General features: G+C 56.7%; 13 protein-coding genes. 4 read left to right on the top strand and 9 right to left on the bottom strand.

What is annotated here, in order from left to right; genetic code table 11:
* Nucleotides 1-330: 330 nt before the first annotated feature.
* Nucleotides 331-1,962, top strand: coding sequence for an SH3 domain-containing protein (locus THTE_RS07270; RefSeq protein ID WP_095414800.1), 1,632 nt, complete (start codon nucleotides 331-333; stop codon nucleotides 1,960-1,962).
* 547 nt (nucleotides 1,963-2,509) lie between these two features.
* The gene (locus THTE_RS07265; RefSeq protein WP_095414799.1) at nucleotides 2,510-3,871 is read left to right on the top strand and encodes a citrate synthase; all 1,362 of its coding nucleotides are present in this window, start codon (nucleotides 2,510-2,512) and stop codon (nucleotides 3,869-3,871) included.
* A 127-nt stretch (nucleotides 3,872-3,998) separates the two neighbouring features.
* Here THTE_RS07265 and THTE_RS07260 read toward each other — a convergent pair whose 3' ends face one another.
* From THTE_RS07260 to THTE_RS07225, 8 genes are all read right to left on the bottom strand, one after another.
* Entirely contained in the window at nucleotides 3,999-5,849 is a 1,851-nt protein-coding gene (locus THTE_RS07260) for a peptidylprolyl isomerase (protein ID WP_168175806.1), read from the bottom strand.
* Between the two features lie 55 nt (nucleotides 5,850-5,904).
* Entirely contained in the window at nucleotides 5,905-9,168 is a 3,264-nt protein-coding gene (gene mfd / locus THTE_RS07255; protein ID WP_095414797.1) for a transcription-repair coupling factor, read from the bottom strand.
* A 190-nt stretch (nucleotides 9,169-9,358) separates the two neighbouring features.
* A complete protein-coding gene (locus tag THTE_RS07250; RefSeq protein WP_095414796.1) occupies nucleotides 9,359-10,342 on the bottom strand; it encodes a type I phosphomannose isomerase catalytic subunit in 984 nt (327 codons plus the stop codon).
* 173 nt (nucleotides 10,343-10,515) lie between these two features.
* Nucleotides 10,516-11,535: a D-2-hydroxyacid dehydrogenase gene (locus THTE_RS07245; RefSeq protein WP_095414795.1), complete on the bottom strand. Its 1,020-nt coding sequence runs from the start codon at nucleotides 11,533-11,535 to the stop codon at nucleotides 10,516-10,518.
* 255 nt (nucleotides 11,536-11,790) lie between these two features.
* Entirely contained in the window at nucleotides 11,791-13,197 is a 1,407-nt protein-coding gene (locus THTE_RS07240) for a hypothetical protein (protein ID WP_095414794.1), read from the bottom strand.
* A gap of 131 nt (nucleotides 13,198-13,328) precedes the next feature.
* Nucleotides 13,329-14,408, bottom strand: a complete 1,080-nt coding sequence (locus THTE_RS07235; protein ID WP_095414793.1) for a sugar ABC transporter substrate-binding protein — start codon at nucleotides 14,406-14,408, stop codon at nucleotides 13,329-13,331.
* A 305-nt stretch (nucleotides 14,409-14,713) separates the two neighbouring features.
* Nucleotides 14,714-16,084 carry an L-lactate MFS transporter gene (locus THTE_RS07230; RefSeq protein ID WP_095416815.1) on the bottom strand — a complete coding sequence of 457 codons (1,371 nt, stop codon included), beginning with the start codon at nucleotides 16,082-16,084 and terminating at the stop codon, nucleotides 14,714-14,716.
* A gap of 183 nt (nucleotides 16,085-16,267) precedes the next feature.
* The gene (locus THTE_RS07225) at nucleotides 16,268-17,224 is read right to left on the bottom strand and encodes a sugar phosphate isomerase/epimerase family protein (protein WP_095416814.1); all 957 of its coding nucleotides are present in this window, start codon (nucleotides 17,222-17,224) and stop codon (nucleotides 16,268-16,270) included.
* 229 nt (nucleotides 17,225-17,453) lie between these two features.
* On the opposite strand from THTE_RS07225, the gene THTE_RS07220 reads away from it, so the two are divergent.
* Both THTE_RS07220 and THTE_RS07215 read left to right on the top strand, forming a co-directional pair.
* Complete coding sequence (locus THTE_RS07220; protein WP_095414792.1) at nucleotides 17,454-18,746, top strand: cellulase family glycosylhydrolase; 1,293 nt, start codon at nucleotides 17,454-17,456, stop codon at nucleotides 18,744-18,746.
* A 292-nt stretch (nucleotides 18,747-19,038) separates the two neighbouring features.
* Complete coding sequence (locus tag THTE_RS07215) at nucleotides 19,039-20,436, top strand: MBL fold metallo-hydrolase RNA specificity domain-containing protein (RefSeq protein ID WP_095414791.1); 1,398 nt, start codon at nucleotides 19,039-19,041, stop codon at nucleotides 20,434-20,436.
* An 80-nt stretch (nucleotides 20,437-20,516) separates the two neighbouring features.
* Here THTE_RS07215 and THTE_RS07210 read toward each other — a convergent pair whose 3' ends face one another.
* Complete coding sequence (locus THTE_RS07210; RefSeq protein ID WP_095414790.1) at nucleotides 20,517-21,278, bottom strand: isoprenyl transferase; 762 nt, start codon at nucleotides 21,276-21,278, stop codon at nucleotides 20,517-20,519.
* Between the last annotated feature and the right edge of the window lie 83 nt (nucleotides 21,279-21,361).

Raw genomic sequence — 21,361 nt, 5'->3', positions numbered from 1 at the left:
TCACGACCTGTGACCAGCCCGCCGTTAGGATACTGCCCTCAGCGGCCGTTTGCCAGTGGCGCGGACAAGTCTCCGGATGGCAATATGTCGTCACACACCCGGCTGATCTTCGGGGACGATTCCTTCAACAGGTTGGCCGGTCGCCCAACTTTAAACTCTCGTGATCTTGTTCTCTACTTTACGCGGATTTCTCGTCCTAACCTTTTTATTCTTTTGTAACTCACGTTTTCCACGGCGATCTTGCCCCGACATTGCTTTATTTGTTATAAGCCCCACGAGCCATTGTCTTCTCAGTTGAGCTAACATCCTCAGTTGTCAGGAAACCGTCCCATGGAAGGGTCCCCAAACCGACCTTTCGTCAACCGGCAACATCGAAGCGCGGTTGTAGCGGCCTTTCTCCCGCAGGCTGCCGATTTTCCCACGAAGCAACCCGGCTTTAACTGGCCAGCTCAGCGCGGATGGCGCAAAAACCTCGCCGGACTTGTGAGGCTGGCACTGCTGGCTGGCTCTGTCGTTCTTTTTGCCTCGCTGCTATGCCGCGGCGAGGTGCCTCCCGACCAGGTGTGGCGAGAGGTCAACCCTGCCATGCCGGGAATATCCATCCCAGGGCGAACTGGTCCCAGCGAAACTTACCCTTTCGCCGCGACGATTGGTGCCGGGGACGTCGTTGAGTGGATTGTGGACGATCCCGGCGGTTGGTCGGCCGTCCGATTGGCTGACGGCCAAACCGTATGGATAACGACGTCCCAGTTAAAAGAACTCACCGTGCCTACTTCCGCCCCGTCAGGATCGTCAAACCAGGGTGGAAAACCATCGCGGGACCCCTCCTCCCGTCGAGGAAACGACGCTACGGAAAACACCAGTACCGTCGAGCCAGCGTCGTTTCTCTTGCCCGGCATGATGGGCGGGGCAGGGCAGGGCGACGGGTGGCGACCAGCGGGAAACGCCTCAGCTCGCTCCAGTGTCCTCTCAAACCCTCACGCCCAACCCGGCGGAGGTTCCGAGAACCGCTCCCTGAGATCCGCAACCGCGGGCGGTACGAGCTTCGATGCACTGGGGCGGGTATCTGTGGACGCACGTCTGGATCAAATCGAGGCCCAATTCACAAGAATGCTGACACAGGACCCAACAACATGGGATCTGAAGCCCCTTGAAGACGCTCTGGCTAATCTGGCCGCGCAACCGCTGTCCCCCTCCCAGGTGACCCGTTTGAAGGCCCTCGCCGAGCGTACTGCCGAAGCCAGGCACATCGCCCAGGCCGCCAAAGCCACGTTATCTTCTGGCGTCGTTTCCGCGGGTTTCCCGGGTATGCGATCGCCCACGATACCACCAACTCCTGATACTTCGGCGACCGTGTTTTCAGGTCCACCGACTTTGACGGAGATACCCCCACCCGCCACCCGGGTCGTGATCCCTGCTGCTCCTCCAACTCTGGCCACGTCTTTCCAGACCGTGGCCGGCCCCGCGGTTCCCCGCCTGCCGTTCGCACCGGAGTCTCCCCCGGCCGCTCCCGAAGTGGCGCAGGCGTCGTTTGTCACGCAACCGCTGAGCAACGCGACCAATGCAATTCAGCCGCTCGCCCAGCACCAGGCGCAGGTCGCTCCCGAAATGGGGCAGGCAGACCGGCCTATCCCGACCAGAGAGGAGATTGCCCAGGAGTTGAACGAACTGCGCCGCCAGCGCTTCGACGCGGTGGGACGCCTCGTTCGAGCACAGGTGAGACGTCCGTCCGACCCACCTTATCAGGTCATCAACGAGCGGGGGGAGATCGAAGCCTATGTCCGTCCTGCTCCGGGGACGCTGCTCCGCACCTACATTGGCCACCAGGTCGGAATCGTCGGCCGAAAAGTCCGGTCCGCCGATGGGCGCGGCCCTCTCCTCGTGGCAGAGTCGGTGCAACTCCTGGATCCACCGGAGAAGAGACGGGAAAACTCAATTCTGGCCCAGCGGTCAGCCCCGTAGCACTCCTGGGCCACACAATTTTGTGGCGATTTCGCCTTCAACAACTCTTCTTTTCTTTTGAACAGATAGCCGCACAGAAGTGCCAGTGTGCCTTATCGCATCATGCTGCCAGGGGGAGTGACTGGGAGCGGCTCCTCCGTTTTGTGTGTCGTGTTCATTGATAGACCATGTGTGCCAAGGGCGCCGGTTTTTGATGGGCCTACGCAGCACGAACCGGTCTCGGCGGGTTCGACGCTCCCCTTGGGAGAGAATTCTCAACGGCCGGAGAATGGCAATTGTTACAGCCACTAGTTGCACATCATTATGACTTGTTTTATCATGATAGTTTAGATCTGGCCCGTGTCAAATCGGCAAGCTTGCCGATTCCGTCGGGCTTTTGTCGGGATTTTCGGCAATCAGTCGGGCAACCTGGCAAAGCGGTATCTGGTCGCAGGGGTTATTGCGCCGTAAAATGCTGTTTTTTGGAGCAAAGTGTTGGTCGCAGGGAGGGGGGAAGGTCTGCAAACCGTTTACGCTATTTTCTCTCACCGAATGATTGGGAGCGTCTATGGGAGAGGTCGCAAAGCTGATTCTGGACGGCAAAGAGTACGAACTGCCTATCCGCGTGGGTACGGAGGGTAACCGAGTCATTGATATATCCAAGCTCTATCAGATGACTGGTTACATCACGCTGGATGACGGCTTTGCCAACACCGGCGGTACGACCAGCAGCATCACGTATATCGATGGTGAAAAGGGGATTCTTCGCTATCGCGGTTACCGGATCGAAGAGCTTGCCGAGCGTTGCGATTTTCTCGAAGTGGCGTACCTGCTCATTTACGGAGAATTGCCCACTGCCGACCAACTGGAGGAATTTCGCGACAACATCCGCCGGCACACGCTCCTCCACGAGGGAATGAAGCAGCTCTTCGCGGGTTTTCCGCCCGATGCACACCCCATGGCCATCCTCAGTTCAGTGGTGGGGGCTCTGGCCATCTATTGCAAGGATTCGCTGGATCCCCTCGATGAAGCCCAGCGCCAGCTCTCCATTTACCGTCTGATGGCGAAGATGCCGACCATCGCGGCGTTTGGCTACAAGCAGTCGATCGGCCAGCCGTTTGTTTACCCGCAGAATCACCTGACGTACTGTCAGAATTTCCTCTACATGCTGTTTGCAGTCCCCAGCGAACGCTACCGGATGGACCCGGATTATGTGGAGGCCCTCAATCTTCTGCTGATCCTGCATGCTGATCACGGTCAGAACTGCAGCACGTCCGCCGTGCGGATGGTGGGTTCCAGCAACGTGAATCTTTTCTCTGCCATCTCGGCGGGAATCTGCGCCCTCTGGGGACAACTTCACGGCGGGGCGAACGAAGCCTGCATCAACATGCTGGAGCAGATTCTCGCAGACAACCGCAACATAGGGAAATACATCGATAAGGCGAAGGATCCCAATGATCCGTTCCGGTTGATGGGTTTCGGACACCGAATTTACAAGAACTACGATCCTCGCGCGAAGATTATTAAGAGCGTGGCCGACCGTCTGATCGCCAAGAAGATCGGCACTGATCCACTGTTCGAGTTGGCCAAGGAACTCGAAGAAATCGCACTGAAAGATCCGTACTTCGTGGAGCGCAAGCTCTATCCCAATGTCGATTTTTATTCAGGCATTATTTATCGCGCCATGGGTATCCCCAAGAACATGTTTACGGTGCTGTTCGCACTGGGACGGCTTCCCGGCTGGATTGCCCACTGGCGTGAAATGCACCTCACACCCAACAAGCGTATTCACCGTCCGCGGCAACTTTACATTGGTTATCCCGAGCGCCCCTTTGTGCCCCTGATCAAACGTTCGCCCAAGCCCACGCAGGAAGTCTCCATCAAACGGCCGGTGGGAGGTCCGTTCCCCGGTGGCGAATTCGAGCTCTGACGAGAGCTCGTTTTCACTCATCCGAACCACGGGATCGAATCGAAAGCAACATCCCGTGCGTTGCCGATTTGCCAGTCGCATGATCCTGCATTCCGAGAGCTGGATTGCAGGATTTTCGACAAAATGATCACGGCGCTGTGCCGCCTTTTGTGGCCGTGGGAAGCACACCGGAATCTTCTCGCGTGGCCTCGAAGACATTCCACACAGGAATTTCCTCGCGGAGCTTCGCAAGATACTCATTCAACTGCTTTTGTTTCTCTTCCTCTGCCAGACGTTCCCGAATTTTCACCTGGGCCTCGGTGAACGGGATCCGGCTGGCCTCGCGGCGCTCCAGGACACGGACGATGTGGAATCCTTGGTCGTCTTCCAGGATGGGGCTGAGCTGGCCGACGGGCAGAGAGAATAGGGCTTCCTCGAGGATGCGGGACCGCAAACTCCCAGGCTGCACCGGTTCTCTCATGCCCCCTTCGGAGGCGGTGGGGCCTTCCGATCCAGAACGGGCAACCTCTTCGAACGGCTCGCCCCGCAGAACTCGGTTGCCCAATTCAGCAAGCTTCGCATAGGCCTCTGCATCCGAGCGGTCCGGCCGTTTTTTCACCATGAGCTGTTGCCAACGGACCTCGGCGGGTTGCTCAAACTCATGTAAATGGGTTCGGTAGTACTCCCAGAGAACTTCCGGCGATACGGTCTTCGCCGTCGAGCCGGCCGATGCCATTTGCTGTTTGATCCAGTCACGAGCGAGGGTTCCCTCAATGAACGCCCGTTTTTCATGCTCCAAGGAACTCCCCACACGACGGAGGCGTTCATCCCACTCCTTCGCAGACTGAAGGCCCATTTTGCGAAGCCGTGCCGGAATCTCCTTTTCCTCAAAAAACTTGGCAATTTCCTGCTCGATTCGCTGAAGATTTTCCCGGGGGATTTTGCGTTTGATGTCTTCGTAGACAAGTTTCATTTCGATCCGTTTATTCAAAAGTTGCCGCATCAGTTGCTGCTTGTATTGCTCGTACACGACGACGGGTACTTTATCCTGATAGGGCAGCAAGATTTCGTTGACGGCACCAAGGATTTCACCAGCGAGAATCACCTCAGATCCCACGCGTGCCAGCACCCGAGTTTGCTCGTTGATTTCCTGCCGAAAATCGCCCACGCGATCAGTTTGGAGGGAAGCCGCTGTCCTGGCCCATTCGGAAAGAGAGGAACGGTCATCTCCTAAGCTATCCTGATCCGATACCGTCACCTCCGCGGGTGCCACAAAATTCGCAGGTCGCGCCGCGGAGTCTGCGGAAAACTGCGGCGGTGCGGCCTGAGGCATCACTGGCCTCCCGCTCGGCAACGACCACTCGCCGGCATCCGTAACGTTCGTGCTCCCCGGCGCCAGCTGTCGGAAATCGTTATCTGCGGCAGTCGCGTTGGAAACCCGTGAGCCGCCAAGACCGGCAACACCCGGCAACCGGACAACCTGAGCTTCCATCGGATCAAAGACAGGCCGGATTTGTGAAGCCTCCCAACTGGCCACGGGCCGAGAAGTGGCCGGGTAGACCTGGGGATCATTTCCCAGCTGCTCGGGTAGCGAAACTGAAGAGCCCGCCACATCAGTGCGCTGGGATGGCACAAGCGTTTTCGGGAGCACCGGGAATTGAAGATTATTCTCTTGCGCTGGCTTCTCCTCGCTCTGCGTGCTGTCGGAGTCCGGCGCGTCTTCAAAGCGAGGAGGCCATGCGGGCCGCTTGAGATGGGGCCCGATCGGCACCCCGCCGAATCCTTTGCCCTCGCTGAAAATACCCTCGCCGGGTGAATCGGGGCTTGACACCTGGGACTCCGAAGCTTTAACCCGATTGACCAGGGTGTGCCCCAACTCGCCTCCCAATTGCCACAAGAATCGCAAAAAATGAGAACCTTCCTCGGGTGCGCAACACAGAATCAACCCGAGTGTCAGACATAAGCCGAGGATGATCGTTCCGAGATGTTTGCCCGTCACGGTAAGGCTCGAATAGAGACCGGCTTTATCTGCCTTCCAGTTCTCAATCGCCGAATCAAGCCCGCGGATTATAAGGATCCTCGGGACGCTGCTGCAACAGCGATTTGAGCGCGGAGAGAAGCTGGTCGATATCGCCCACCCAATCGTCGGCAACCAGATAAGCAGACTCGTGGTCCACGATTCGGAGACGTCCTTTCGCCAGTTTCTGTAAATTTTCCATTTTTCTGCGGGAGACATACTGGAAGACGACAAAGGTCGCTTCCTGATGGATGTTACGAATCCGCCACCAGTGAGCATGGATCCGCAATTCGTGCAGCTCTAACAGCCGTTCCACGGGTGGGGGTAGGGGACCAAAGCGATCTCGCAATTCCTGGGCGAAATCGGTTAGCTGAGCAACTTCGGTAAGACGAGCCAGCTTCCGATAAAGATCAATCTTCGTGCGAATATCCGGAATGTATGAATCGGGGAGATAAGCCTGGCACGGCAGGTCCACGTCCACGTCAATGGAAGTTGCTGGCGGTAACTTCTTGAGACGGCGGACGGCCTGCTCGAGAAGTTCGCAGTACAGCTCATATCCCACCGCCGCGATGTGGCCACTCTGTTCGGTCCCCAGAATATTGCCCGCCCCACGGATTTCCAGGTCTCGCATGGCCAGCGCAAACCCCGCACCGAGCTCGCTGTATTCCTCAATCGCCTGCAACCGCCGCCGGGCATTGGGATTGAGCCGCTGATGAGGATGGATCAGCAAATAGCAGTAGGCCCGGTGCTTGTAACGGCCGACCCGACCCCGAAGCTGGTGCAAATCGGCCAGACCGAAGCGTTCCGCCATGTCAATGAAAATCGTATTTGCCGATGGGATGTCCAACCCACTCTCAATAATCGTTGTGGTCAGAAGAAGATCAAATTCATGACGCACAAACGCTAGCATGATCTCTTCGAGCTGATGATCGGGCATTTGCGCGTGGGCTACCCGGATACGTGCCTCAGGAACGATTTGGCAGAGAATGCGGTAAACCGCGTCGATATCCTTGACTCGATTGTGAACAAAGTAGATCTGGCCGTGGCGGTTCAACTCCCGCAACACAGCCTGTCGAATCAAATGGGGATCAAATCGGCACACGTGTGTCTCAACAGCAAAGCGATCCTGAGGAGGTGTCCTGAGCGTACTGATATCACGCAGTCCGACCAGCGCCATGTGAAGCGTGCGGGGAATGGGCGTGGCCGTCATGGTGAGCACGTCCACGGTTTGCCGGAACGATTTCAGACGCTCTTTGATTTCCACGCCGAATCGCTGTTCTTCGTCGATGATCACCAATCCCAGGTTGTGAAAGCGAACATCCGGTTGGACCAGTCGGTGCGTTCCGATGACAATATCGATCGCCCCTTCGGCAAGCCCTTGAAGGATCTCAGTTTCTTCCCGGGGCGTACAAAAACGGGATAGGCACTCGATCCGGATGGGGAACTCCGCCATCCTTTCTCGGAAAGTCCTCACGTGCTGTTCGGCCAGGATCGTCGTCGGAACCAGCATCGCAACCTGGTAGCCAGCATCCACTGCCTTAAAAGCCGCCCGCATCGCCAGTTCCGTTTTGCCAAAGCCAACGTCCCCACAGAGGAGTCGGTCCATGGGCCGCGGACTCATCATGTCGCGTTTGATGGCGGCCATGGCCTCCAACTGGTCCGGCGTTTCTTCAAATGGGAAGGAGGCATCGAACTCCTGCTGCCAAATGGTATCGGGAGGAAAGGCGATGCCGGGACGGGTCTGCCGGATGGCTTGCATCTCGAGCATTTCCGCCGCCAGATCAAAAACTGCCGCCGCCACCGCCTGCTTTTGCCTGGTCCAGGTTCGTCCGCCAAGCTTGGACAATTTCGGCCGGGCCCGGGCACCGCCGATGTATTTCTGAACCAGACCAATCTTGGAGGTCGGCACGTAGAGCTTGGTGCCCTCGGCAAATTCGAGCAGCAGATGCTCCTCGAGCTGATCACCCTTCTGAAGGAGCTTCAATCCACGATACCGGGCAATGCCGTGTGCCACGTGAACCACCAGGTCTCCCTCTTTCAGATCCAAAAAATCTTCGATGGGGCGAGACTCTGGCCGTCGTGCGGGGATGCGGAGTTCGGTTCGCTGGAAAAGCTGATTGACGCTGATGAGAACGATCTTCTCAGGCCGAAGTCGAAATCCCCGCGAGAGGCGTCCAACCACAAAATGGAGATTTCCGGAGCTGGCAATTTGCGTGCTGGCAAAAAGCTCGCGGAGTCGCTCAATCTCGGCAGACGCGGTGCATACCAGGTACACGCGGGAGTCACCGGCCACCGCGTCCAGCTCGTCCCGCACCCGCTCGACATCCCCGGAAAACCGCTCCACTGATTCCATCTGCCCGTGGAAAACATCGCTTTCGGCTTCCGGCGCGATATCCCATATTTCCAGACGCGCGAACTTCTGGGAATCGCGAACCACCGTTTCCCAGGTGTGATGAAATGCGGTCTTCTCCAACCGCGCGAGGTAACTCCGTGAAGAGGACTCAATGCCCTGGGGATCAATCCAGACCGTCCAGGTTTCGGGCGGCAGATAATCGAGCAACGATCCTGCCGGCTGTTCGGTGAGGGCACAAAGGCTAAGCGTGATTTCCTCCACCCGCTCCACACTTCGCTGGGACGAAACATCGAAATGCCGGAGCGATTCGATACGCTCGTCGAAAAGTTCGATGCGGAGAGGAGCCGTCCACTCGGGAGCAAATACATCGAGAATTCCGCCCCGCAATGAGAACTCGCCCGGCATTGCGACCGTCGGGACGCTCCGGTAGCCATGTTCCCCGATGGCCCTTAAAAATGCCGCAACGTCCAGGTTCTCACCGGCTTTCAACGTCCACAGTCTTTCTTTGAGCACATGGACGGGGGGAACGGCCTGGAGAAGGGACTCCCCGGAGGCGACAATCACCCGTGGGAACTCAGCGCGAACCAGACGTAACAGAATCCTTAACCGCTGGCCCAACGTCTCGTCGTCCGGACGGGGAGCTTCGGTGGGCGACGTCAGCGCGGGGAAAAGAACAACCTCATCAATTCCGAAAAGCTTGAGGTCCTCCAGAATCGCATCGGCGAGCTGCTCGTCAGGCGCGACCACGAGCACAACGCCCGGGCATGCCGCGACAAGGCTGGCCACCAACAGCGCAGACCCTGACCCGGCCGCTTCGTCAGCTACCACACTTTGACCGAAGCGGAGCGACGCGAGCAACCGAGCGAAGTCATCGCGGGCACGGACGAGGTCGACGAGAAAGCCCAAATTCGTCGCGATCGCCTCCGTGCCCGGCTGAACAATTTCCATGCCCTCAATTTTAGAAATGAGTTTCGGGAATGATAAGACCATTTGGGGGCGGCGACTGAGTGAACCGCGCAAAGTGACGGTCGTGCCCAGATGCGTCCGGGCTAGTTTTTCCCGGTTGGTGTGTTGCGCTTCAATTGTAGACTTTTCAGACCGGGGTAAGTGCCAGGTCCCTCGCCCCCGGTGGTACGGATCACACGGGATGACACGAAAGCAAGATTGCCCGTCCGGGAGAGGTCGATTTCCAGCGGGCATGGGGACAACTCCCGGGAATCAAAACGCTGTCACCCCGATTCATTGGGAATGCCGAGTCACCCACGAGAAGTTCGCCGCTGCCAAGCAGCACCAGCCAGACCGCCAGCATATGGCGGCTGATCAAAAGACCGGCCCCCGGCGAAAGGATCCATCGCCGCAAAACAAATGTAGGGCCTTCGACGAGGAGTTCTCCCACCGCACCCGTATCGCGATAGATTTCCCGCGGTTTCACAACGGAGCAGGGGCCCTGATCCCAGTTGATCGCGCGAAGAGCCTCTTCAATGTGAAGGGGTCTTGGAAGCCCATTTCGGTCCGTCCTGTTCCAATCATAGAGCCGAAATGTTGCGTCACTGGGCGTCTGCACCTCTGCCACCAGGACCCCGCCCCCAGCGGAATGGACGGTTCCCGGGGGCATGACGACCACATCACCCACGCGGGGTGTCAATTCGTGGAGGCACGTCTCTGGTTCTTTTCGTTGAAGGGCGTCACGAAGCTCGTCGGGATTCACACCCGCCTTAAGACCGGCAAAGATCTTCGCCCCTGGCTCCGCCTCCACGACGGTCCACACCTCAAACTTACCTTTCTCAGGCGGGCACAGAATCCCGGCAAGGGCATCGTCGGGATGGACCTGAACGGAAAGATAATCCCGGCAATCCAAAAACTTGATGAGCCAGGGAAACTCCTCCGGTGGTTCGCGTCCCTCACCCCACAATTCCCTCTTGAAGGCTGACCAAAGCTCGGTGAGGGACCAACCTTCAAAACGGCCTCCCTTAACCTGACTGACGTGAAACGGATGGGCGCTTATCTCCCACGACTCTCCATACCAACCCTCATTCGGAAGAGGCTTCCCCAACACCGACCCGAGCTGTCGGCCCCCCCAAATCTGTTCCCGTAAAAACGGTTCAAAAAAAAGCGGCTCCATAGTCTCGTCCCGCCGAATGGCCTCAATTTTTTAAACATCATAGCACAGAATCGCCCGCAAAAACTTGACTGTGAAAAAAGCAGTTGCGGCGCTGCGCTGCATCCACCAACCGACAGAATCGGGCCGACCCGCGCGCGGGAGACCCAAGCGTCACTGCGGTTCCGCGGAGACACTCAAAAATCAGCCGGGATCGAGTCACAGACATCAATCCAAAGCGGCGTTGAGCCATCCCGGAATGGAAAACCGGCCGTTTTATCGCTCACCAGATTGATGAGGGGTTGCCCCGTGTGCCACCGCCGAAGGTTTTCACAAATGAGTCGGGTAATATCGTCTGCCCGGGTTGCCGACTGCCCACCCACATGAGGGGTAATGATTACGTTGGAGAGTTTCCACAAAGGATGTCCGGGAGGCAACGGCTCCGGGTCAGTCACATCGAGCACAGCCCCCGCGATGGGGCCTTTTTGAAGGGCCTCAATAAGGGCGTCGGTTCGCACGATGGGACCCCGGGCGACGTTCACAAATAGCGATCCCGGTTTCATCCGCGCGAACTGGTCTTGGCCAAACATCCCCCGAGTCTTATCGTTGAGCGGCAATGCCAGAATCGTGATGTCCGCTTCGGGCAAAAATTCTTCAAGAGATTCAGGGGGGCACAATTTTTCCACGTACGCGGGTTTATCCACAGGGAAAAGATCCGTGGCCCAGATGTGCGTTTTGAAAACATGGAGCACCTGGGCGAGGCGACGCCCGACACCCCCGAAACCCACAATCAGGATGCGGCTCCGATGCAAATCCCGTGTGGGGCGTCTGATAAACTCTTCCCGCTGCTGAGCCCAAAAGAACGTGGGAAGGCTGCGCAGCCATGCCGTCATCAGGGCCACTGTGTGCTCCGCTACCTGATCCGCCAGGACACCAGAAGCACTTGTCACCACGATGTTGGAGGCAATGACGGAGGGGACCAGGCAGTGATCCATCCCGGCTGCCGACGATTGAATCCAGACCAGACGACCACGTTTGACCACGGCGTCCCAATCCACCGGGACTTTCGCGTGCCCGCAAAAAATATCTGCCTCCATCAACTCTTCTGCAATCTGTTCCTGGGGCACGGAGACAACATTCCCCCACGGAGCAGCAGCCGCAATGGCCTGACGATGACGCTCCTCATGGGGAAAACACAGCACGATTCTTGGTCGCATCGGGAAATGTCCTTCACAACACCGGTGCCGAAAGACCAGTTTGGCGGGTGAATCTACGAAGCGACTACATCGGTAATCTCTGACAGGGAGTTAGAAAAACCGTAAGCGTTTTCCCGCGAAAGCTGTCACGACTACCGGACGCGCCGAACGTGTTGGTAAAGGCTTGGCGCCTCCGTAGGCTTCACTTTTCAGCATAATGTTTTTTCTCACAAAGAGAAGCAGCACAGTGATTGTGCCACGGCGGTGTCTGCCTCTTCAATTCTTCTGTTCTCCCGTGATAACCGCTACCCACGGACCAGCTGCTGGTGCTTTTAATATCACTCTGCTGGTTGTAGGCAGCGAGTCCCTGCTGGCCCATTCGCCCGTGCTCACATTAATCCATCGCACCGCCAGGGTTTTGGGAAGATTGGACACGTCCACTTCGACGCTGCCGCCGTTTGTGAAGAACACAACACACCCCTTCCCAGGTGACAGTGCCGCATACGCCTCGTTCGGTTCTCGGTCGCGGAGAATCGCCAGGTTGGGCTCAAGCTCCCACCAGGGCAGAACGCTCTCGACCTTGCGTGCTGCCCGAATGGAAGCCTTGGCCTTCTCTGACAGCCCGAGCCCCGAATCCGGACGATGGAACCGGACAGCCGCCGCCCCGCCTAGCAAAAGCCGCCAGAAGCGTTCCACACCGTCTTGATCTGTTCCATATCGGCCGGTGTCCGCACCATAGATTTTCACACTGTTCAGCGGTCTGGGTTGATTGGCCACATAATCACGAACCCACAGGAAATTTTTCCAGTGAGTTTCTCCTTTTTGATGGTTGTTTTGCGACACTTCAGCGAATGCGTAAAGCTCGGGATGGTCCAGGGTTCGCCGGTGCCGTGGCGCGGTTAGGTCCCGGTCATCCCACATTTCCGTAATGCAAACTGTTTTTCCCAACTCATTCGCGCATTTCTGAATATACTCCGCCCAGAACCGTGCCCAAGCTTCCTCGCCCGACGTCTCATTATCAATACAGTACAACACATGACCGTACTGCAATGAATAAGAGAGGAGTTTATCCACAAATCGCTGCTGATAAGGAAAAACGACCCTGTTATTTCGCTGATAAGGGGTTGTAAAGAAAAATGGTTGTTTATTCGCACCGGGATGCTCCGGATAGTGCTCGGCGAACCCGGATTCTTCGTACGAATAATTCACGTTGTTCTTGGAATTGTAGGGATGAACCTCCCAGTTGTCCCGCGAATAGTCGAAGCGGTCCCATACCTCAATCTGGACAATAATATCACGTTCGGCAGTCCATCTGAGCATATTTTCAAACCGGTTCCAGTATTCCTCGTTCCACTGGTTCAGGTCATACTTCCCATTGGACAGCTTTTTAAACGGATAAACTTCGAATCCTTTATCGGGGCGGTCGCTCATGGTATTGCGAATGTAATTGGCCCCCACCTGGACCATCTCATCCAAATGCTCTCTTAAATCCGGGATTTGAAAGAGGTTGTCGTCTTTACTGCCCCCAATAAGCATTACCGGTTTCCCTTTGTATTCCCAATAGCGCGGGTTCTGTGACCACGGGCGAATACTGTTGGAAACTTCACCGCCATGCGCGATGCCAATCAGAAAAAGGATTAGAGGCCACGACAGAGCGCTCATTTGGCGGAGCGATCGGTCCATAGCACCGGCCTCCCACAGCAAAGACTCAGCGAGTCAGTGAGCTTCTTCAGCAGACTTTCCCGACTTAGTCGCTCTTCCTCGTACCGCAAACCAAATATGGTTTTTACAACGATTTTATTCTCTATTTTTGTTCACACTAAGCAGTGCTTCGGGTCTGAAAGGTAGAGCATCGCGTCCAGATTGCCCGATTCCTTGGACACGAGAGGGCAGGGGAGCACAATCTTCAGAAGCCGGTCGAATTTTTCCTGGTTTCGCACAATAAATTGTCCGATCACCAGCGCATACATGTGGATCATCGCGGCGGGATTGACGCTGGTGGCTGCCAGCAAACCGTCGCGAACACCCAGCAATCCGGGACGTTGACCATCCACGCCCGTGACGACCATCCCCTCATGGCGTGTTCCCTTGAGAGACGGCACGCAGGCCAGCGCCATGTCATCGTTATGGAAAAACGCCCCGGCAATCCGGTCTTGGGTTTGTTCCAGGAGCACCTCGAACGTATTTCGAGCTTTTTCTGTTTGCCAGTCGCACCAGCGGACTCCCCCACCGACCACTTCGATTTCCGGGTATTTGCTGATGACGTTCTGAAATCCTCGGGCACGGTCTTGCGCTCCGCTGTGCTCACTTTGGCCGCCGATGTGAATAACCTTTCCCTTACCACCAATTTTATCCACCATGTACTGCGTGCTTTGTTCGGCCATTTTCACGTGGTCAGGGGTCACATAGACGAGGACCCCTGTTTCAAAGAGCTGGTTCTCCGGGACGATGAGAGTGTCCATTCCAATGATGGGGATGCCCCGAGCCTTAAGCCGCCGACACGGCTCCGCAAGGATGTCGATCTGATGGGCCTGAAAGGCACAGAAATCCCAGTCCTCCGCGGCAGCCAATTCGATTTTCTCTCTCTGCCTTTGACCGTTAAACTCGCCATCGAACCAGACGACTTCCACGTTGAGTAAATCACCCCAGAGTTTCGCCGCGTCGTAACCCAATTTGTTCCATGTCCCGGCCAGTCCGGCATTCGAAAACGCGGCTCGCAAACGGCGGCCTTTTTGAGCCTCCTCCACAACCTTAGCAGGTTGGCAGCCCAGAACACCGACCAGCCCAAGCATGCCGCTCACCCCCGCGGCGGCAAGCCACTCGCGACGGGATACATCCAGCGAGGTTGTCTCGGCATTTGTGTCGGGCCGGCACTGGCAAGTATCATTGCGCATGCTGAACGATCTCCCACGAATTATCCGTTTCCACAGAGGACGTCCATCGGCGGTCAGTTGCCTTGTACTTTACCCCCCGCCAAGCGAAAATCAAGACCGTGCACCTTTCCGGTGGCGGAGCAAACAGTGTGCCTCTGACGGAGAAGACCTCCTGTCCACTCCCACCAAGGTTGCGGTGGAAAAACCGCCTTGGCCGACCATTCTGTCGTCAGAAGGCCTTTCAAGAACGTTTTGTGACCAGTCGGGACCGGGTGGTCACAATGCCCGACCAGTTTATTGAGCTGCGGATCACGGGAAAACAGCCCTTACCGCTGCGCGGCGGCCTCGTGCCGGGTGTTAGGTTCACCTGCAGGCAAGCTCGGCTTGGCGGACGGAGCCGACTCAGGGGGACTGAGCAGTGCCGCCAGAACGGTACCGAGAAGGCATCCCGCAGCCGCAATCCAAAACGGTACCAGCCAGGCTTCCAAACGCTGGCTGCTCTTTGCAAGATCGCCGAAGAAACCGCCGAGAATCGGCCCCAAAATGCCCCCGATGCCGTAGGCAGTGAATACCCACCCGTAATTGACACCCACGTTTTTATTACCGAAGAGGTCTGCCGTGGCTGCCGGGAAAAGGGCGAAATTCCCTCCGAAGTTGAAGCCAATCCAACACGTGCCGACACAGAACAGGGCCGGGCTGGCGGCCAGCCAGTAGAACCCTGCCATCACAATGGTCTGGGAAATGAGCATTGCCACCAGCGCGGCCTTTCGACCGATCCAGTCCGAGATAATTCCCCAACCGATCCGTCCAAGTCCATTGGCCAGGGCAAAGAAAATGGCCATTGCCAGTTCGGCGGTGACTTCGGCCCGTTTCATGGCCTGCTCCGGCGGCAGGTCAGTCGCTTCGTAGTAGCTCGTCAGGCGTTCGATGCCAAACAATTTGATGATGCCAATCACCATGAGGCCCGCCATTGCCCCGGCAACAAACATCAACCACAGCATATAAAATTGCCGTGTGCGAAGCATTTGCCAGGGCGAAAACTCCCGTGTTCCGCCCGTTTTCTTCGCCACCCTTGCCGCGGTTTCCGATGTCCATCCAGGCGGAGTATATCCTTCCGGGGGATTGACCATCCAAATCGCACCGACCGTGACTAGAAGGGCGAAGAGAATTCCGTATACGAGAAACACATTGGCCACGCCCAATCGCGCAATAAGCTGGCCAAGATTACCCGCCAGCTGAATCCAAAGGAATGCTCCAAAACCAAAACCTGCGACGGCCAACCCCGTAAGCATTCCCTTGCGATCCGGGAACCATCGCACCCCGACCGCAATCGGAATCACATAAGCTAGCCCAATCCCCGCACCACCGACCAGTCCGATCGTTAAGACGTGACCCCAGAAACTGGTCCCTACAAAACGGGCCAGAATGTAACCGAGGCCCAGCGTCCATCCGCCCAACAAAGCGACGGCGCGCGGCGGCAATCGCGATTGGAGCTGCCCAGCCACAACCATGACAAACGCGAATGTCGCCAACCCGACGCTAAAAATAATCTGCGTCTGGGTTTTACTGAAGGCATAAGGTTCGGAGGTCAACGCTTTGGTGAACACACTCCAGGAATAGATCGCACCAAGGGCCAATTGGATGAGAATTGCCCCCAATACAACCCACCAGCGGTTCATCGTTTTAACCGTTGCCATTGTTTCTCCTCCCGGAAGGAAAACGACCATCCGTCACGGCCGGCGGCTGATCCTCAGCCGCGCTGACCGTTCCAACTCACCCGACAAAAACCCTTCGTCCCAATCACAATGGCCAGACAACCTGGCACGAGATTTGGTCTGTCAACACGATAAGCCCGTCCGCGTGCCCTGCTCCAGTCCGCATCATCCAGCAAAGAGCTGGAGGACGTAATCACGCCCTTTCCGGTGAGCTTCCCGGGCCCCCATCGTGTTGGGTGATCCCTGCTCCACAGCCTGCTCGAGGACGAGATGGGGACGGACGCCCAAACGCTTGAGCTCATTTGCCAGACGGACGTAGTCAATATCGCCTGGCCCAAAAGCTTCGGTCCAAATCCCATCTTGCGACTGGCGGAGGTGCAGTTCGCGCACCCGAGACCCGTAAAGCTTGATCACGTCGAACAGAGCCACCTGCGAATTTCCCGAGCCGCGGTAAATCCAGTGCGCATCCAAGCATAAACCCACATTCTCGGGATTGGTTGCCAACATCATATGGTGGAACTCGCGGGCAGCTTGCCGGAGTTCCATGTCGTGGTTGTGATACGCCAGCCTCAGCCCACGTTCTCTCAAGGCCGCACCCAACCGGTCCAGGGCACGGGCCTGGATTTCCAGTTGTTCGTCGTTCTTATCAATGTTCGGTTCCTGCCGATTCCAGGAAATCGGACTGGGATTGGTAACCACAAACTGGGTTCCCAGGCGTGACCGTGCCTTTTCCGCAACCACGAGGACATGCTCAATGGACTGGTCCGCCGCCTGAGGATCGTGAAGCACTGTGTTCACATAAAACGATCGCATTTCCAGATGATGTTTTTCCAGGAGCGGCGCCAACCTGTCCACTTCTTCCGGACTGTTGAGAATGGGCTCGAAGCCGTCCAGACCAGCCGCTGCAACTTCTGCGAGGCCGGCGTCCAGGTCGGCGTTGAAGTCTTTCTTCTCCCGGCGATAAAACGTAAACCACGGATACACGTTTGTGGCTATGTGGAGCTGGCTCTCTGCCGCAGCCAGATACTCGGTCGTCCGAGCTGTGAGCCAGCCAGTGCCATGGGCCGCGCAAACGGCGGCGGTTGCTGCTTTCAGAAAGCGACGTCGAGATAGCTCAGCCATTGCATGATCCTTTGAAGCAGTGATAATGTAATCTTTCGCACGGTACAGCCACCCACCCAGGCAACACGCCGGTTCTTCGCGTTTGACTGCAACTTCGCCCATAAAAGGTAAAATAACTGCCTCCCACAAAACGAAGCAGTTTTTGATTGGACAAAATATACACTGGAACAATTTGCCCACGCAAGTAACACACTCTCACAAGATGCCGAAGGATCGAGGAGGATTGACCATGCGTCGCACCACTTCCGCTTCTTTTCTTATTCGGTTACTCCTGGGGATAACAGTGTCGGGAAGTATTCTGGCCGGAGCACTGCCCCCGAGCGCAGCGGAAGAAAAGTTCCCGCCCCCTGTTGTGCCGCAGGGTTTTGGAGTCAATATCCACTTCACGGATGCACGCCCGGGTGAAATGGAAATGCTGGCTGCTTCCGGAGTCAAATGGATCCGCATGGATTTTGTCTGGGGCGCCACCGAGCGGAAACGAGGAGAATACGATTTCTCAGCCTACGAGCGGCTCATGAACTCGCTGGAAAAACACGGGATCCGGGCCCTGTTCATTCTCGATTATGGCAATCCTCTCTATGACGATGGTCTGGCCCCCCACACTGATGAAGGGCGTCAGGCCTTCGCACGCTGGGCGGCAGCGGCTGCCAAGCATTTTCGCGGCAAGGATATCCTCTGGGAAATGTACAACGAACCCAACATCGGATTCTGGAAACCCAAGCCCAACGTGCAGGATTACGTCAAACTGGCCGTGGAAGTGGGTAAAACCCTTCGTCGAGAAGCTCCGGAAGAGCTGTATATAGGTCCCGCCACCTCCCAGATTGACCTGAAGTTCCTGGAAGCCTGTTTCCAGGGCGGGTTACTGGAATACTGGGACGCCGTTTCCGTGCACCCCTATCGTCAGACGCCCCCCGAAACCGTTCTCCCTGAGTATGAAAAGCTGCGCCAGCTCATCGATAAATACGCTCCGGCAGGCAAGAAGATCCCCATCATTTCGGGAGAGTGGGGATATTCGGCCGTATGGAAAAACTACGATGAGACGCGCCAGGGCAAATATCTGCCTCGCCAGTGGCTCATCAACATCAGTGCGGGAGTCCCGGTGTCGATCTGGTACGACTGGCACGATGACGGCCCAGATCCGAAAGAACCCGAGCACCACTTCGGAATGGTGGCCTATCCATATCATGCCGGGCGGGACCCCGTGTACGACCCCAAACCTGCCTATCGGGCAGCGCAAACACTCTGTCGAGTGCTCCAGGATTTCCGATTCGTTAAAACCTTGGAGGCCGAGGGAAATGATGCGGTCCCCTGCTGGGTGCTCCTTTTTGAAAAGGATAAAAAGCCAGCCATTGTCGCCTGGTGTCAAGAGGACGGCAAGACTGCTACCATCCGATTGCGGATACCCGAGGGACGGTACCGCATGACAGACTGGCTGGGACAAGATAAAGGTGTGCTTGAGGTTACATCCCAGCCGGTTGCCGTGGAGGTGGCCGACAGTCCGACCTATCTGGTCGCCGAATGAGTGCCTCCAGGCCAGCCTCGTGCGGGCAGGAACTTTTTCGGCAACCCGGGCACCTGGGATGTCCCCGAATTGGTCCCATTTGCTTCCGTAAGCTAAATTTTGAGAGGAGCGTTCACCCCACGGCAGGGTGAACATTTGTGGTACCGTCGAGCGTATCAACACAGATGTCGGTAAGAGCAAGGTACGTCTTGCCCTTGCCCACCGTTTCCAGAGAGGATCGGATGTCCCGCGTGAGGAATGGTCAGCAGGTCTTGATCGTTCAGCCAAGCGTGAGCACTCGTCGAGGATCCCCGTGAAACTTCAATTTCTTGGCGCAAACAGGCAGGTCACAGGGTCGCAGTATTACCTGCGGGTAGGACAAACTCGTCTCCTAATTGACTGCGGCATGTTCCAAGAAAGACAGTATCTTGATCGCAACTGGGAACCCCTCCCTGTTCCCCCCAGAGAAATTGATGCACTCCTTCTCACACACGCCCATTTGGATCATTGCGGCCTGATCCCCAAATTGGTTCGCGACGGCTTCCGCGGAAAGATTTACACCACGGCGGCCTCGGCCGATCTTGCCGAGATTATCCTCCGCGATTCAGCCCATATCCAGGTGGAAGATGCCGCCTACAAAAAGAAGCGCCACCGCAAGGAAGGTCGCACCGGCAAACATCCGGAAATTCCCCTCTATGATGAAACCGATGTGGAGCGGGCCTTGCCGTATTTCCAGCCCATCCCGTACCACGAACCGATTCAGTTGAATGGAGTAACCGCACGCTTTCTGGATGCGGGCCACGTGCTCGGCTCCGCATTTCTCGTGCTTGATGCGGTCGAGAACGGTCGGCGACGGCGGATTGTATTTTCCGGGGATCTCGGCATGCGAGACCGCCCTATTCTCAGGGATCCCGAAACCATCGACCAGGTTGACTATCTCATCATAGAGTCCACCTACGGTGATCGGGAACACGATCACGGTCCGAGCGTCATGGAACAGCTTACGCGGGTGGTCAAAGAAACCTCGGCCCGAGGAGGCCATGTTGTGATTCCCGTTTTCGCCCTCGAACGGGCACAGGAACTCCTCTTTTACTTCAGTCGCCTCTACCGTGAAGGCAAACTCCCGCCCTTGCCGATTTTTCTGGACAGCCCAATGGCAGTACGTATCACCGAGGTGTTTCGACGCCATCGAGAATGCCTCGATGAAGAGACGCAAGCCCTGATTGACGCGGACGAATCACCGTTCAGTTTTCCCAACCTGCATCTTGTTTCCACAGTGGAGGAATCGAAACAGATCAACACCATAAGCGTTCCCTCTGTCATTATGGCGACATCGGGAATGTGCACGGCAGGGCGAATCAAGTTTCACCTGCGGCACAATATCGTGCGGCCGGAATCGACAATCCTATTCGTGGGCTACCAGGCAAGGGGAACACTGGGACGGCAAATACTCGACGGTAACCCTCAGGTTCGAATCCACGGCAAAGAGTGGCCGACTCGTGCCCGCATCGAGCAAATCCACGGTCTTTCTGGACATGCTGATCGTCCTGCCCTGCTGAGCTGGCTCTCGGAAATCAAGCAACCCCCAAAATCGGTGTTCATTACCCACGGTGAAGAAAACGCGTCGCTCTCTTTCGCCGAGACGCTCCGCAGTCGGTTCGGATGGCGAGCAAGCGTGCCAGAATACATGGACGAGGTGGAGCTGGAATAGAGCAAATTTCCCACGGGGACGTTTTTCTCCGCCGTGGAAAATCAACTCATCAGCCGACGAGGTCCTTCGCCCCCTTGAGGTCAACTTGGGGAAACCGCCAGCCCCCCAAACCGGCGCACCCGTCGCGCATAATCACGGATGGCCTGCCGCAGCAGGTTTTCATCAAAATCTGGCCAACAGACGTCGGTCACCCAGAGCTCTGCGTAACTGATCTGCCAAAGCAAAAAATTACTGACTCGCAATTCGCCGGCTGTCCGAATCAACAAATCAGGATCAGGCATCCCGGCCGTATAGAGATGGGCGGAGAAGGTTGCTTCGTCGATGTCGTTCGGGCTGAGCTGTCCTTCAGCCACCTTGGCCGCGATTGCACGGACTGCGTCGAGAATCTCCGCACGCCCTCCGTAGTTAACTGCCAGACACAGACACAGCCCGGTCTGATCAGCCGTCATTTCGACTGTTTTATCGATCTCCCGCTGAACATGAGATGGAATCCCTTCCCGCTTTCCGATAACCACCACACGCACGTTGTTTTCCAGAAAAGTTTGACGTTCTTCAACGATGTATTGCTCCAGCAACCTTAGGAGAAAGTCGAGCTCGCTTTTGGGCCTTTTCCAGTTTTCGCTGGATAGGCAATAAAGTGTCAGATATTCAATGCCGAGCCGGACGCACTCTTCCACGGTACGCCTAACGGCAGCGACACCATGGCGGTGCCCTTCAATCCGCGGGAGACCCCGGCGTTGGGCCCAGCGCCCGTTTCCATCCATGATCGCCGCTATGTGGCGGGGTCGCTTTTCGGGCGGGACCTCAAAGTTAGAATCGCTTTTGCCTGGCGATGATTTCATGGAGCACCCACCTCGGTCAAAAGACCCAAATTTCGGGCATTGACTTGCTCACGCTGAGAACTGCTCGGCGCGGCAAAGATCCA

The sequence above is a fragment of the Thermogutta terrifontis genome, assembly GCF_002277955.1.
Taxonomy (GTDB): domain Bacteria; phylum Planctomycetota; class Planctomycetia; order Pirellulales; family Thermoguttaceae; genus Thermogutta; species Thermogutta terrifontis.
Note: the sequence above shows the minus strand (reverse complement) of the source record. Positions and strands in the feature narration are given on the sequence as shown.